The following is a 15,209-nucleotide window of genomic DNA, read 5'->3' on the forward strand; positions in this document are numbered from 1 at the left end:
TAGATGACGTCTTTTTTTGGAAATATATTAGGAGGTTTATTGAAGTTTGTTTTCGATTTTGTTTCTAGTATAGGTACTGAATCTGATTTTTTTTCATATTATGGTATATCGATTATATTGACTACTATTTTATTTAGATTATTGCTTTTACCTATAAGTTTACAGCAAAGCAGATCTACGAAAATAATGAATGAATTACAACCAAAGATTCAGGAAATACAAAGAAAATATAAAAATGACCCACAGACCCAACAAGCAAAGTTGATGCAACTATATAAGGAAAACAATTACAATCCAGCTTCTGGTTGTTTAATATTATTAATTCAATTTCCTATTATTTTGGCCTTCTTTAACGTTTTACGAGATCCAGTTAGATTTGTTTTTAAGGATATAAATGTTTATAATGCCATTAATAAGGGTTTTTTATGGATTCCAAATTTAGAACAGCCAGATCCTTATATTTGGGGATTGCCACTTTTTGCTGCATTAACTACCTTTTTGCAAAGTAAACTTATGTCCACCAATATTGAATCTAATCCTCAAACTGAATCTACTCAAAGGATGATGAATATTTTTTTACCTATAATGATTTTTTGGGCTGCTAGATCCTTCCCATCGGGTATTAGTTTGTATTGGGTTGTAGGAAACTTATTTCAGATAGTTCAACAGTTGGTGATTAATAGGTCTTTGGGTAAAATTAAGGAGGAGACAAGATAGTATGAGGTCCGTTGTTAAGGTAGCAAAAACTGTCCGTGAAGCTATTGATAATGCATTGGATGAGTTAAACCTTAGTGAGTCTGATGTGAAGATTGAGGTGTTGGAAGAACCAAGTAAGGGCTTATTTGGATTGTTGGGAGCGAAGGATGCAGTAGTACGTGTAACGGTGGTTAATGACCCAATAGAGATTGTTGAGAATTTTTTAAGTAAAATTTTACTATCTATGCGGATTAAAGGAACGGTAATGGCTAAAAGGGAGAACAACATTATAAATGTAGAAATTATGAATATTAATTCATCTGATATGGGCATCATAATAGGTAAAAGAGGAAATACTTTAGATGCAATACAGTATTTATTGAGTTTATCAATTAATAGAAATAGGGAAGATTATATTAAAGTGATATTGGATGTTAAAGGATATAGAAAGAAAAGAGAAGAAACATTGATTAAATTAGCTAATAGGATGGCTGAAAAATCTAAGCTTAGTAAAAAACCTATTAAGTTAGAACCTATGAATCCCTATGAAAGGAGAATTATACATTCTGCTTTACAAAATGTTAGTGGAGTATCTACTTATAGCGAAGGAGAAGAACCTTATAGGAGAGTAATAATTCAAGCAAAATAGCAGTTTTAGAAACCCAGTGAAAAACTGGGTTTCTGTTATAATATTCAGTTTTATGAAAGGTTTGGTGAGAATAATGTCTGATACCATTGCAGCTATTTCAACTGCTATTGGTGAAGCTGGAATTGGAATAGTGAGGATGAGTGGAAAAGAGTCTTTAGATATAGCAAATAAGCTATTTAAAGGGAAAAAGATTGAAAAATTAACTGAAAGCTATAATAGGCGATTAGTTTATGGTCATATTATAGACCCTAAAAATAGTGAGATTATAGATGAAGTTTTGATTGCCTTCATGAAAGAGCCATATACTTATACTAGAGAAAATATGGTAGAAATATATTGTCATGGTGGTATTATTCCAGTTAGGAGAATTTTAGATTTAGTTTTAGAATATGGTTCTAGGCTAGCAGAGCCTGGAGAATTTACAAAAAGGGCATTCTTAAATGGTAGATTGGATTTGGCCCAGTCAGAAGCGGTTATTGATCTAATTAGAGCTAAAACAGATAAGTCATATAAAGTGTCATTAGATCAATTGGAAGGGAATTTATCAAAAAAAATTGAGGAAATAAGAAATATACTATTGGAAATGATAGCTCATATAGAGGCCTCCATAGATTTTCCAGAGGAAGATATAGAAGAGATTACCTATGAAGAATTAGAGGAAAAAGGGAGAATAGTTTATGAGAAAATAGGCAAACTTCTTCAAACAGCAGATAGAGGTAAGATTCTTCGAGATGGTTTGAATGCAGTAATACTTGGAAAGCCAAATGTGGGGAAATCCTCGTTATTAAATGCCATATTAAGAGAGAATAGGGCGATTGTGACTAATATTCCCGGTACTACTAGGGATATAATAGAAGAATATGTAAATATAGATGGCATTCCATTAAAGGTTATAGATACTGCTGGAATCCGCACTACTGATGATATAGTGGAGAAAATAGGAGTAGATAGGGCAAAGGAAATGGTAGATAAGGCTGATTTAATCATAGCTGTCTTTGATGCATCAAATGAATTGACGGAAGAAGACTATCAGATTATTGATATTGTAAAAAATAGAAAGTCTATAGTATTGCTAAATAAAACGGATTTGCCAAACAAATATGATGAAAATCTCCTTAAGGAACTAATCCCTGATAAGGAGATTATAGTAACTTCTATAATATCTGGAATAGGAATAGATAGACTGGAAAACGCTATAAAAAAAATGTTTTATAGTGGGAATTTGCTGGTAGAAAGCGATATTTTAATTACCAATTTGAGGCATAAAAATCAGCTCATAAAGGCTAAAAAGAATATAGAAGAAGGAATAAATGGTATTACATCAAATATGCCTTTAGATTGTATAGAAGTAGATATAAAGAATTGTTGGAAGAATTTAGGTGAAATTTCTGGTGATACCGTTGGTGAGGATATATTGGATAAAATATTTTCTGAATTTTGTATAGGTAAATAGTTTTTAGCGAGGTGCAAAGGATGAGAGAAGTAAAACGATTTAATGCAGGAGACTTTGATATTGTAGTAGTAGGAGCAGGCCATGCAGGTTGTGAAGCAGCTTTGGCAAGCAGCAGAATGGGTATGAGAACTTTAATGCTTACCATGAGCCTTAATTCCATTGCTGATATGCCTTGCAATCCTAATATAGGTGGAACTGGGAAGGGACATTTAGTTAGGGAGATAGATGCTCTAGGTGGAGAAATGGCTATTAATATTGATAAATCCTTTATACAAAGTAGAATGCTTAACAGGTCAAAAGGGCCAGCAGTCCATTCTTTAAGAGTGCAGGCAGATAAGCGAAAATATCATATAGAGATGAAAAAAGTTTTAGAAAGTGAACCTAACCTTGTTTTAAGGGAAGGAGAGGTAGTAGATATAATAGTAGAAGATAATATAACTAAAGGTGTTATAACAAGAACTGGCGCTGTATATAATGGTAAAGCTGTAATATTGGCAACAGGTACCTATTTAAAGGGGAGGATATTCATTGGAGAAGTCAACTATTCAAGTGGTCCTGGGGGATTTTCTCCATCTAATCTATTGTCAGATGCACTTGAAAGGCTCAATATTAAATTAAGGCGATTCAAGACTGGTACTCCTGCAAGGGTTCATGGAGATTCTATAGATTATTCTAAGATGGAAATTCAACCTGGCGATGAAGAGATAATACCTTTTTCTTTTTTAAATATGGATAATAAGTTTGATTTTAAACAAGTTCCTTGCTACCTAACCTACACAACACCATTAACTCATGAGATTATAAGAAATAATCTTCATCGTTCTCCTATGTATTCAGGAGAAATTGAAGGCGTTGGGCCTAGGTATTGTCCTTCTATAGAAGATAAGGTGGTTAGGTTTAGCGATAAGGAAAAGCATCAAGTCTTTATTGAACCAGAAGGATTAGATACTAAAGAAATGTATGTTCAGGGAGTTAGCTCAACTTTACCTGAGGAAGTTCAATTAGAAATGTATAGAACCATAATAGGGCTTGAAAATGTTCAATTTATGAGATCAGCCTATGGTATAGAATATGATTGTATTGATCCTACTATATTAAAGAGAACCTTAGAACATAAGGAGATAAGAAATTTGTTTTTTGCAGGTCAGATTAATGGTTCATCAGGCTATGAGGAAGCTGCTGCACAAGGGTTAATTGCTGGAATCAATGCTGTTTTAAATATTAGAGGAGAAGAGCCTTTTATACTAGATAGATCTGAGGCCTATATTGGAGTATTGATAGACGATCTGGTTACTAAGGGAACTAATGAACCTTATAGGATGATGACATCAAGAGCTGAATATAGATTGACTCTAAGACAGGATAATGCTGATTTAAGATTAACGGAAAAAGGATATAAGATTGGATTAGCGACAGAAGAAAGATATAGGAAAATGTTAAGGAAAAGAGAGTTAATTGAAAGAGAACTAAATAGATTAAAAGAAACTATAGTAACTCCTAGAGATAGTATTAATGAATTTTTGATTAAGATTGGGAGTGTTCCTCTTAAAACTGGTATCAGTCTATATGATTTAATAAAAAGGCCTGAAATAAGTTATGAGTCATTAGCAGAAATTGATAATAGTAGGGAAGAACTGCCTAGGGAAATAAGATTGCAGGTGGAAACCCATATTAAGTATGAAGGATACATTAGAAAGCAAATGTCGCAAATTGAACAGTTTAAAAAACTGGAGAATAAGAAACTTCCTGAAGACCTAGATTATAGCGCCATTAAGGGTTTAAGCAATGAGGCTAAACAGAAGTTAAACCAAATAAAGCCCGATTCTGTAGGTCAAGCTTCGAGGATTTCTGGAGTTTCTCCAGCAGATATTAATGTACTCTTAATATATTTAGAACAAAAACGTAGAGATAAAAAGGTGGAGAAAGATGACTAATGTGAATACTTTAATTAAAGGAGCAAATTCTATTGGCATTGAACTTGGGAAAGAGGAAATAAATAGGTTTATAATTTATAAGGATTTGCTAAAAGAGTGGAATAAAAAGATCAATATAACTTCTATAACTGATGATGAAGAAATAGATATAAAGCATTTTTTGGACAGTTTAACCCCTTTAAATTTTGGCTTAATTGGAAATGAGGCTAAAATTATTGATATTGGTACTGGTGGTGGATTTCCTGGTATACCAATGAAAATAGCTAAAAAGGGCATAAATATAGTATTACTTGACAGTTTAAATAAGAGGATAAATTTTTTAAATGAAGTGATTGAAAAGTTAAATTTAAGTGGAATTATGGCTATTCATGGAAGAGCAGAGGATTTAGGTCAAGATATTAAACATAGAGAAAAATATGATATTGCTATTTCAAGAGCTGTAGCTTCCCTAAATACCCTAGCAGAATATTGTTTACCCTTTGTAAAAGTAGGAGGCTATTTTATTGCAATGAAAGGCAGTGATGTGGAAGATGAGTTATTGTCATCTGAAAATGCTATTCGTATTTTAGGTGCAAAGCTTAAAGAAAAACATTACATTAAGTTACCTTTAAGTGATATCACCCATAGCCTGCTAATCTTCGAAAAAATATCAAAAACATCGACGAAATATCCAAGAAGCGGTAATAAACCTAAGAAAAAACCCTTGTAATTAGGGAGAAAATGGCGAAAGAAACTTTGGGAAATTTGAAGGAAATAATTTTAGTATATAGAATATATAAAGGAAAGGGTAAAAAATAGTTAGGGAGTGGGGAGTTTTATGAAAAGCATGGAACCAGAAATCAAATACATTCCAATTGACTCCATTAAGCCTAATCCATATCAACCTAGAAAAGATTTTAATAAAAAAGCTTTGGAAGAACTAAGTCAGTCTATAAAAGCCTTTGGATTAATACAACCAATTAGCGTACGGAAACTCCAAGATGAAAAATACGAATTAATTGCTGGCGAGAGAAGACTTAGAGCCTCTGAATTAGCTGAACTAGAAAAAATACCTGCTATAGTTTTAGAGTACAGAGATAGGGAATCCGCCATGATGGCATTAATAGAAAATTTACAGAGAGAGGATTTAAATTTTATAGAAGAAGCAGAAGGATATAATAATTTGATAAAAGATCATGGATTTACTCAACAAGAATTAGCTGAAAAAATTGGTAAAAGCCAGTCTACTATTGCTAATAAGCTTCGAATATTAAAACTGCCTGATGATATTAAACGAGATTTAATAGAGTATAATTTAACTGAACGACATGGACGGGCCTTATTGAAATTACCAGACTATGAACTGCAAAGAAAGGTTTTAGATAAGATTATAAAAAACGATTTAAATGTAAGTAAAACTGAGGGGCTAGTAAAGGATATATTGGATGACTTAACGAAAGATAAAAAAGAGGATAAAAGAAAAAATATTATTGGTTTAATAAATACTCGTATTTATATAAATACCATAAAAAAAGCTTATAAGGCTATTAAAGATAGTGGAGTTGATGCTAAGTATATTGAAAAGGATAAGGGAGAATTTTTAGAGGTTTATATACAGATTCCTAAAAGATAATAAAAGCCAAAATGTTTCACGTGAAACATTTTGGCTTTTATTATTAAATAAATTTCTTTTTTCTTTTTTATCTGATATTATATAATAGAAGGTAAAACTGCTTTTATATAAAGAGGCGGAGGTGGTAAATATGGGTAAAATAATATCCATATTTAATCAAAAAGGTGGAGTTGGGAAAACTACAACAGTCATAAATTTAGCTGCTGCACTAGGAAAACTGGATAAAAAAGTTTTAATCGTGGATATAGACCCTCAAGGTAATGCTACTAGTGGTTTAGGCATAGATAAGAACAACTTAGAACTTTCTTTATATGATGGATTGATAAACAAAGTACAATTAAAGGGAATAGTTCAAAATACCTCTGCTGAAAATGTGGATATAATCCCTTCCAATGTAGAACTAGCTGGTGCAGAAATAGAGCTAATTTCTATGGAAGATAGGGAGTTAGCACTAAAGAATGCTTTATCTGGCATTCAGGAATATTATGATCTAATTCTCGTAGATTGTCCACCTTCATTAGGCTTACTTAGCATTAATGGTTTATCGGCTTCTAATAGCGTAATAGTACCAATTCAATGTGAATATTATGCCCTTGAAGGGGTAAGTCAATTGGTGGACACCATTATGCTAGTTAAAAGGAGTTTAAATCCAGATCTTGAAATAGAAGGAGTAATACTTAGTATGTTTGATGGACGGACTAATCTATCAATACAAGTGGTAGAGGAGGTAAAGAAGTATTTTAAAGGAAAGGTTTATACGTCAATTATACCAAGAAATGTGAGACTAGCAGAAGCTCCAAGCTATGGCCTTTCTGTATTAGATTACGATCCCAAGTCAAAAGGTGCTGAAGCCTATGTTGAGTTAGCTGAGGAATTTTTATACTTATCTGAATAGTAAAATTAGAAGGGGGTGTGAACTTTTATTGAACCTATTCTATTTGAAGGTTCAATAAAATTATTAAAATGACAAAAAAAAGAGGATTAGGAAAAGGTCTTGCTGCATTAATTCCTAATGAACCGATTATTGACTTAATAGAGGAAGATAAGGAAGCGAACTTAGTTAAAAATATTGATATATCGTCTATCTTCCCGAATAAGGAACAGCCTAGAAAGGAATTTGATGATAGTCTACTAGAAGAATTAAAAGAATCTATAAAACAGCATGGAGTTCTTCAGCCAATTATAGTTAGGGAACGTGAAACGGGATATGAAATTGTTGCTGGTGAAAGGAGATGGAGGGCTGCAAAGACGGCTGGTTTAAAGGAAATTCCTTGTGTAGTCATGGAAATAGACGATGAGGAAGCTGTTAAGTTAGCTTTAATTGAAAATTTACAAAGGGATGATTTAAATCCTGTGGAAGAAGCCAATGCATTTAAGAAGTTAATAGAAGACTATAACTTAACCCATGAAGAAGTGGCTAAGTCTTTAGGAAAAAGTAGGTCTTATATAACCAATAGCATTAGATTACTTAATTTAGATAAGGAGATAATAGAGCTACTAGAAGATGGGCAAATAACCAGTGGTCATGGAAGAGCTTTATTATCTATAAAGGATAGTAAAGAACGGAAAAAAATTGCTAAGCAAATATTAGAAGATAAGTTAAATGTCAGGGATACTGAGAAGATTGTTAAGGGAAAAAGAAAGAAAAAATCTATAAAAAAGAAAGAAGAAGATTTATTTGTCAAAGAAGTTGAAGAAAAACTTATGAATCGACTGGGTACCAAAGTTACTTTAGATTTAAAGAAAGATAAAGGGACTATTCAAATTGAATTTTATGGTGATGAGGATTTGGAGAGAATATTAGAATTGATTATAGGATAAATAGCATATGTTTCACGTGAAACATATGGAAGGGAGTATAAAATGGAAGTCAAAATATTTCAGGTGGATGCTTTTACTTCCAATCTTTTTTGTGGCAATCCAGCAGGAGTAGTAATAAATGCAAAAGGCTTATCAGATAATCAGATGCAAAACATTGCTAAAGAAATGAACATTTCTGAAACTGCCTTTATAATTCCTATAGATGAAAACAATTACAAGGTTAGATTTTTTACACCTACCCACGAAGTAGACCTTTGTGGTCATGCAACCATCGCTTCTTTTTATACTTTGGCATTAAAGGGCATAATAAAACCAATATATAGGGGAATTAAAAGAGTTTTTCAGCAGACGAAAGCAGGCAAACTGGGGGTCGAAATTCATTATGATAATGGGAAAATTCAAAAGGTAATAATGGAACAATCAAAACCTGAGGATTTAGGTTCCTTAGAGGAAATAGACTTATTGTTGGAAGCTTTTAATATAAAGTATAAGGATATTGGAATAGCAGGCAAATCTGTAAGACCTAGAATAATTTCTACAGGCCTTCCAGATATACAATTGCCTTTAAAGGATAAAAATATATTAAATAATTTAGATGTAGATTTCAAAAGGTTGAAGAACTTATCAAAAAAAACCGATACAACAGGGGTTCATGCTTTTTACCTACCGGAAATAAATTCAGATAGGGTGTTTGTAAGAAATTTTGCTCCCCTTGTAGGAATAAACGAGGAAGCAGCAACTGGAACTTCAAATGGTGGATTAATATATCTATTAAAAAAGGAAGGGCTTATTAAAGGACAAGAAATATTGGCTATTCAAGGTGAGGCCTTAAAAAGACCAAGTCAAATTTATTGTAGTATTGAGGAAGTAGGAAGCGATTATAGGGTTAAGGTTGGTGGAAAAGCAAGAATTGTATTGGAAGGTAAGATGTATTTATAACTTGAATAAAATTCAAAAATATAATATAATTGGCATTAAGTGAATAAATACAATACATAATAGGCGGTGATATGATGTTAATTGAAAGCAGCGTTAAAGAGTATATCGAACAAGTTGCATCCAAAGAGCCAACTCCAGGAGGAGGAAGCGTAGCTGCTTTAGCTGGTAGCTTAGGATCAGCTCTAACTACAATGGTTGGCAATTTAACTATTGGAAGAAAGATGTATGAAGAGCTGGATGAAGAAATAAAGAATGAGATGGAACAAAATTTTGAAGTATTAAAGAAGAGTATAGAAGAACTTAGTAGGATTGTTGATGAAGATACAAAAGCCTTTGATAAGGTAATGGAAGCCTTCAAAATGCCAAAGGAAACTGAAGAAGAGAAGAAGGCAAGAACTGAAGCAATTCAAAAAGGCTATAAGATAGCCTTAGAAGTACCATTAAGATGTGCTGAAGAATGTTTTAAAGTATTAAAGCTTCAAAGAGTATTTGCAAACTATGGGAATGTAAATGCTATCACAGATGTAGGAGTAGGAGCTTTATTGGCAGCTACAGGCCTTGAAGGTGCTTTACTAAATGTAAAAATCAATTTACTCAGCATTAAAGATGAGCAATATAGAGCTGAAATGGAAGAAAAAATAAATAAATTATTAAAAGAAGGAACAGAAATAAAAGAAGAATTATTAAAAGTAGTATATGAAAGACTAGGTTAAGGGAAGCTTGTAAAAGAGCTTCTTTTTTTTTGATTTCATGTACTATTATTAGGGGGAAATATGATATAATTAGGGAAAGAAAATTTCAAGTGAAATATCAAAAAATTGAGTGAGCTTTATTAATATATTACAAAGTAGATTTTCCCATTTGCTAGGAAAATATGGAGGTGTAGCCTTTGGTATATTTCGACAATGCAGCAACTTCTTTTCCAAAACCAGATGTAGTATATGAATCAGTGATGAAAGCTATGAAGGAATATGGAGCCAATCCTGGAAGGTCAGGCCATAAACTAGCATTAAGGCTTGGAAGAGAAATATTTGAAACAAGGGAATTATTAGCAAATCTATTTAATATAAAAAATCCTATGAATTTAATTTTTACTTTTAATTGTACCGAAAGCTTAAATATTGCAATAAAAGGTATATTAGAAAAAGGAGACCACGTAATAACCACTTCTATGGAACATAATTCCGTATTAAGGCCTATTAAGGCTATGGAAAGGCAAGGCGTGGAAATTACCATTGTAAAGGGAGATTCAGCGGGAAGAATAAACCCAAAGGATATTGAAAAAAGCATAAAGAAGAATACAAAATTGATTATTACCACCCATATTTCAAACCTTACAGGAACTATTATGCCTATTGAAGAAATTGGGAAGATAACTAAGAAAAAAGGTATTTACTTTCTTGTTGATGCTGCTCAATCAGCAGGAGTATACCCTATTGATGTAGAAAAGATGAATATAGATATGTTAGCATTCCCCGGTCATAAAGGATTATTGGGGCCTCAGGGTACTGGCGGATTATATATAAGAGAAGGTCTGGATGTAAGGGAATTAAGTCAAGGTGGGACAGGCAGTGTTTCATATGAGTTAGAACAACCAAATATATTGCCCGATAGATATGAAAGCGGTACTTTAAATGGTCCAGGTATTATTGGTTTAGGTGCAGGAGTAAAATATATCATGGAAAAAGGAATGGATAGTATAAGAAAACATGAAGAAGAATTGACCATGCACTTTATTGAAGAGATCACAAAGATTAATAACGTTAAAGTATATGGTCCTTTAAACGTTGAAGAACAAGGAGCAGTAGTATCGATTAATATAGGAAATCAAGATTCTTCTGAAATTAGCTATATATTAGATCAGAGCTACAATATTGAAGTTAGACCAGGAATCCATTGTGCACCTATTGCCCATGAAACTATGGGGACCCTAGAACAAGGTACCGTTAGATTTAGTTTTGGTCCTTTTAACACCCATGAAGAGATAGAGCTAGGAATAAAAGCTATTAGGGAAATATCAAATCAATTGTAAGAAAGGGGCAATTATATGGAACAAGTTAGGCAGATTATAGAGTTATACTATGCTGAAATTACTATTGGCACTTTGGTTGCTTTTTTCATCTTATTAGCTTTGTATTTGATAGCCGAAATAAGGATATCTAAAATTAAAAATAGATATAATCAATTAGTGCGTGGGATGGATGGCGTAAGTATTGAGGAATTACTAATTGAGAATGGGAATAAGATGGTAAAATTGGAAGAGGATTTTTCTCAACTATTCAGCAAAGTAAACAGTTTAGATGGGAAATTTGCCTTTTCCATTCAAAAAATAGGATATATAAGATACGATGCCTTTGGAGATATGGGTTCAGAGTTAAGCTTTTCAATTGCACTCTTAGACGAGTTTTTGAATGGATTTGTTTTAACTAGCATTTATGGACGCGAACATTCTACTTGCTATGCAAAGCCAATAAAAGATGGGAAATCACCATATCCTTTATCGGTAGAAGAGATGCAAGCCATAGATAGGGCAATAAAAGGAGAAAATATTAATTACTAAATACTTAGGAGGATTTATGGATAGAATACTTTATATTGTAAACCCAGTTGCTGGTGGAGGAAGGACAAAGAAGCTTATTCCAATTATAGATGGACATATGAAGGGAAGAGAAATTGACTATGACATAGTTTTGACAAATAAACCTGGAGATGCAGTTCATATTTCTAAAGAAAGTTTAAAAAGAGGCTATAATAAAATAGTTGCTGTAGGTGGAGATGGGACGGTAAATGAGGTGGCTTTAGGAATATTGGAATATGGACAAGGTGTTCTAGGGATAATTCCCAGTGGGACAGGCAATGATTTAGCCAGAACCTTAAACATACCTTCAAATTTGGGAGAAGCTATTGAAGTGATTATTAAAGGAAGCAATAAAAAAATCGATGTTGGAATTGTAAATGATAATGTTTTCTTAAATATTGCAAGTATTGGTTTTGACTCAGAAGTGGTTGTAACTACTGAAAAGATTAAAAAAAGGCTGAAGTCCAGATTTGCTTATGTATTGAGCATATTTTTAACATTAATTAATTTTAAGGATATTAAAATGAGATTGGAAATAGATAATATTTCCTACGATAAGGATATATTTTTAATAGCTGTTGGCAATGGCAAATACTATGGAGGTGGAGTACAAATACTCCCCATGGCAGTTATAGAAGATGGATTTTTTCACGTATGCTTAGTAAATAAAATATCTAAATTAAAGTTGTTATTTTTACTGCCAACCATTATAAATGGAAGCCATATTAAACAAAAAAAATATGTGGAAATATTTAAAGCTAAAAGTGTGAAAGTTATAACCAAATCAAAAACCTATTTAAATATAGATGGTGAAGTTAAGGATATTGATAATGAAATCCTATTTACAATTAAAAAAGAAAAATTGCCAGTTATTATTAGTAATTAATAAAATTTAACAGGCATAAAAACCTCCCTTGGAAAGAAAATATCAAGTACTGGGAGGGATTTTTATGAAAAAAAAAGATAAGAAGGTTATTAGTATCGATATGGAAATGGGAATCAGCTTAAATAATCTAATATACATGTATGAGGATACAAAGGATTTGAATATGAAGAATAAAGAGGTGCGCAATAAAGCTTTAGAATCTAAAAAGGAAATTTAAAATATACGTTGGTATTTTTGATTGTATAGGGAAAGAAGAGATTTGTAAATGCCCTTATAAATAATGTTGGCCATGTTCATAACTAAGCTCAGTCTAGTATTTTGTAATACAATATATTCCATCATTCCCCCTACATTAACTACTCCTGTAATACTTATATCTCCAACAGGGGGAAGATTTTTATTTACTCCTAATCCGGGCTTTAAAGGGCCCTTTTTTATATTAATATATCCTATCTTGTCCATATTTCCTAAAGAAGCATCAATTGCTAATATAAAGGGGTTAGGATGTTGACTATTAATATAATGGGTAATATCTTCTAGATTTTTGGCATGTACTGGTTCTTCCAAAGTTCCAAATAGATAGACTTGTTCAAAAGGCTGAATGTGAGGAGCCAACTTATATCCAACTAAAGGGCCTAGGGAATCTCCTGTAGATCTATCTGTTCCAATACACAGAATGATTAGATCTTGTTTATTATCCATGTTTATAGCTATATATCTGGAAATTAAATTGGATATTTCAAATACTGCAAAAGAGGATCTGGAATCTATGTAGTTATTACTATAATTTAGCATATTGACCTCCTGAATACTAAGCTTTATTATAATTTTATGATAAAGGAACCTTATTAGAAGTATATCCATTAAGGAAAATATAAATACCTGTACAAATATACAAAAAGACGAAAAATGTTAAGAAAATTTAATAATTCACATAACCCAATAATTTTATAAGCATCTTTATGACTGAAAAAAATGGCTAAAATCAGTGGATAAAAGGGTAAGGTATATTAAATCGGAATAATGAATAGAATATTATTAGACAGGCTAATTAGGTTGAAAAAAAATATCATTGTGTTATAATGAGCTCATGAAAAGTTTACAGAATAGTTACAAACCTTATTGGTTATCCTCTTTCAATCCAATTTATAACAGGAGGTACTTTAATCATGGATAAACCAGAACATAAGGGTTTAGAAAATCAGGTTCTGACCCTTATAAGGAATAAGGTCATTGATAAGACTAATAAGCTAAAGAATAGATTTAAAGAAGAACCTAAGTTTAGGAAAGCGATAACATTGACAATGTTATTTGTAATAACGAGTTTATTGTTAACTACATATAAAATTAATGAAATAAGAACAAGAGCTTACGTGGTCTACTTTGGGGAAGACCAAATAGGAATTGTTAGAGAGCAAGAGGAAGCATTAAATATACTATCAGATATAAAAAGAGAGTTATCCAGTAAATATAACATAGATATCGTTTTAAACAAGGATATAAACTTTGAGGATACCCATGCAAAGGATGAACTATTATCATCGCCATCAGAAATAAAAAATAATATAAGGTCAAAGATTAGTTTCTTGGTAAGCGGTTATGCTCTAATAGTTGATGGTGAAGAACTTGCTTATACCAAAAAGAAAGAGGATTTGGAATACGTGATAGAGACTATTAAAAACCAGTATCTAGAAGGAATAGACGAAAATAGCAGTTTAGAAGAAGTAAGCTTTGTTGAAAACGTAAGGATTGAGAAAAGAGATATACCATTAAATAAATTAAGCGATAAAGAAGAGTTGTTAGATCATATTAAAAATGGTGGGGAGGAAATAAAAACCCATATAGTAGAGGTAGGAGAAAGCCTTTGGACTATAGCTAAGATTTATGATGTGAATGTGGACGATTTAATAGAAGCAAATTCTGATAAGGATCCGGAAAGGCTTCAGATAGGAGATGAAATTAAACTATTTAGACCTAAATCTTTGCTTACTGTAAAAACCGTTGAACGAATTCAATATAAGGAATATACAGATTATGAAGTAATGGTCGAATATGATGATAAGATGTATAAAACTGAAAAGAAAGTAAAGGTTAAGGGAGAAGAAGGAGAAAGTGAATATATTGCTAAAATTATAAAGCATAATGGAGCAATAGTTGAAAAGGAAATATTGGAAGAAAAAGTTATTAAGGAACCAAAAAATGAGCTGGTAGTACAAGGGACCAAGGAATTACCTAAAACCGCAGCTACAGGGGTATTTTTGATGCCTACTAGAGGGTACATATCTTCCAGATATGGTATGAGAAGTGGAAGAATGCATAGGGGATTGGATATTGCTGCAAAAATAGGTACCCCAATTAAAGCAGCGGATGGAGGAAAGGTAACTTTTGTAGGTAGAAAAGGAGCTTACGGAAATTTAGTTGAAATAGATCATGAAAATGGTTATGTTACAAGGTATGCCCACTGTAATACTATTAAAGTGAAGAAGGGCGATAGGGTATATAAAGGTCAAGTAATAGCAACGGTAGGAAATACGGGAAGGTCCACTGGGGCACATTTACATTTTGAAATAATTAAAAATGGTAAGTACCAAAATCCATCTAGTTATGTTAAATAAAAATTTTTATATGTAAATTAAAGGGC

16 protein-coding genes are annotated in these 15,209 nt (G+C 32.2%); 15 read left to right on the plus strand and 1 reads right to left on the minus strand.

The genetic code is table 11. The features are described 5' to 3' along the window. The first annotated feature begins 3 nt into the window (after window positions 1-3). The 14 genes from BLV68_RS09915 to BLV68_RS15480 all read left to right on the plus strand — a co-directional run bounded on the left by BLV68_RS09915 (window position 4) and on the right by BLV68_RS15480 (window position 12,785). Window positions 4-717, plus strand: coding sequence for a YidC/Oxa1 family membrane protein insertase (locus tag BLV68_RS09915; protein WP_093753371.1), 714 nt, complete (start codon window positions 4-6; stop codon window positions 715-717). A 1-nt stretch (window position 718) separates the two neighbouring features. After that, window positions 719-1,345, plus strand: a complete 627-nt coding sequence (gene jag / locus BLV68_RS09920) for an RNA-binding cell elongation regulator Jag/EloR (RefSeq protein ID WP_093753373.1) — start codon at window positions 719-721, stop codon at window positions 1,343-1,345. A 73-nt stretch (window positions 1,346-1,418) separates the two neighbouring features. Further along, window positions 1,419-2,798 carry a tRNA uridine-5-carboxymethylaminomethyl(34) synthesis GTPase MnmE gene (gene mnmE, locus BLV68_RS09925; RefSeq protein ID WP_200773747.1) on the plus strand — a complete coding sequence of 460 codons (1,380 nt, stop codon included), beginning with the start codon at window positions 1,419-1,421 and terminating at the stop codon, window positions 2,796-2,798. Between the two features lie 20 nt (window positions 2,799-2,818). Next, complete coding sequence (gene mnmG, locus BLV68_RS09930; protein WP_093753375.1) at window positions 2,819-4,732, plus strand: tRNA uridine-5-carboxymethylaminomethyl(34) synthesis enzyme MnmG; 1,914 nt, start codon at window positions 2,819-2,821, stop codon at window positions 4,730-4,732. After that, the gene (gene rsmG / locus BLV68_RS09935) at window positions 4,725-5,441 is read left to right on the plus strand and encodes a 16S rRNA (guanine(527)-N(7))-methyltransferase RsmG (protein ID WP_093753377.1); all 717 of its coding nucleotides are present in this window, start codon (window positions 4,725-4,727) and stop codon (window positions 5,439-5,441) included. The genes mnmG and rsmG overlap by 8 nt, the downstream gene beginning before the upstream one ends. Window positions 5,442-5,549: 108 nt before the next feature. Further along, a complete protein-coding gene (noc, locus tag BLV68_RS09940) occupies window positions 5,550-6,344 on the plus strand; it encodes a nucleoid occlusion protein (protein WP_093753379.1) in 795 nt (264 codons plus the stop codon). A gap of 130 nt (window positions 6,345-6,474) precedes the next feature. Next, window positions 6,475-7,239, plus strand: a complete 765-nt coding sequence (locus BLV68_RS09945; RefSeq protein ID WP_093753381.1) for a ParA family protein — start codon at window positions 6,475-6,477, stop codon at window positions 7,237-7,239. A 68-nt stretch (window positions 7,240-7,307) separates the two neighbouring features. Continuing rightward, a complete protein-coding gene (locus tag BLV68_RS09950; RefSeq protein ID WP_093753383.1) occupies window positions 7,308-8,165 on the plus strand; it encodes a ParB/RepB/Spo0J family partition protein in 858 nt (285 codons plus the stop codon). Between the two features lie 42 nt (window positions 8,166-8,207). Further along, the gene (locus tag BLV68_RS09955; RefSeq protein WP_093753385.1) at window positions 8,208-9,104 is read left to right on the plus strand and encodes a PhzF family phenazine biosynthesis protein; all 897 of its coding nucleotides are present in this window, start codon (window positions 8,208-8,210) and stop codon (window positions 9,102-9,104) included. A 74-nt stretch (window positions 9,105-9,178) separates the two neighbouring features. Then, a complete protein-coding gene (locus BLV68_RS09960; protein WP_093753387.1) occupies window positions 9,179-9,817 on the plus strand; it encodes a cyclodeaminase/cyclohydrolase family protein in 639 nt (212 codons plus the stop codon). A 176-nt stretch (window positions 9,818-9,993) separates the two neighbouring features. Then, entirely contained in the window at window positions 9,994-11,136 is a 1,143-nt protein-coding gene (locus tag BLV68_RS09965) for an aminotransferase class V-fold PLP-dependent enzyme (protein WP_093753389.1), read from the plus strand. Between the two features lie 15 nt (window positions 11,137-11,151). Next, window positions 11,152-11,664 carry a DUF4446 family protein gene (locus tag BLV68_RS09970; protein WP_093753391.1) on the plus strand — a complete coding sequence of 171 codons (513 nt, stop codon included), beginning with the start codon at window positions 11,152-11,154 and terminating at the stop codon, window positions 11,662-11,664. Window positions 11,665-11,680: 16 nt separating this feature from the next. Further along, a complete protein-coding gene (locus BLV68_RS09975) occupies window positions 11,681-12,568 on the plus strand; it encodes a diacylglycerol/lipid kinase family protein (protein ID WP_093753393.1) in 888 nt (295 codons plus the stop codon). Window positions 12,569-12,632: 64 nt separating this feature from the next. After that, a complete protein-coding gene (locus tag BLV68_RS15480; RefSeq protein ID WP_159428674.1) occupies window positions 12,633-12,785 on the plus strand; it encodes a hypothetical protein in 153 nt (50 codons plus the stop codon). Here BLV68_RS15480 and yyaC read toward each other — a convergent pair. Beyond that, entirely contained in the window at window positions 12,782-13,363 is a 582-nt protein-coding gene (gene yyaC, locus BLV68_RS09980) for a spore protease YyaC (RefSeq protein ID WP_093753395.1), read from the minus strand. The two genes, BLV68_RS15480 and yyaC, sit on opposite strands and share 4 nt — an antisense overlap. Window positions 13,364-13,737: 374 nt before the next feature. Here yyaC and BLV68_RS09985 point away from each other — a divergent pair, with 374 nt between their 5' ends. After that, window positions 13,738-15,183: a peptidoglycan DD-metalloendopeptidase family protein gene (locus BLV68_RS09985; protein WP_093753397.1), complete on the plus strand. Its 1,446-nt coding sequence runs from the start codon at window positions 13,738-13,740 to the stop codon at window positions 15,181-15,183. Window positions 15,184-15,209 lie beyond the last annotated feature (26 nt).

It is taken from the genome of Tepidimicrobium xylanilyticum (assembly GCF_900106765.1).
GTDB classification, from domain to species: Bacteria; Bacillota; Clostridia; order Tissierellales; family Tepidimicrobiaceae; genus Tepidimicrobium; species Tepidimicrobium xylanilyticum.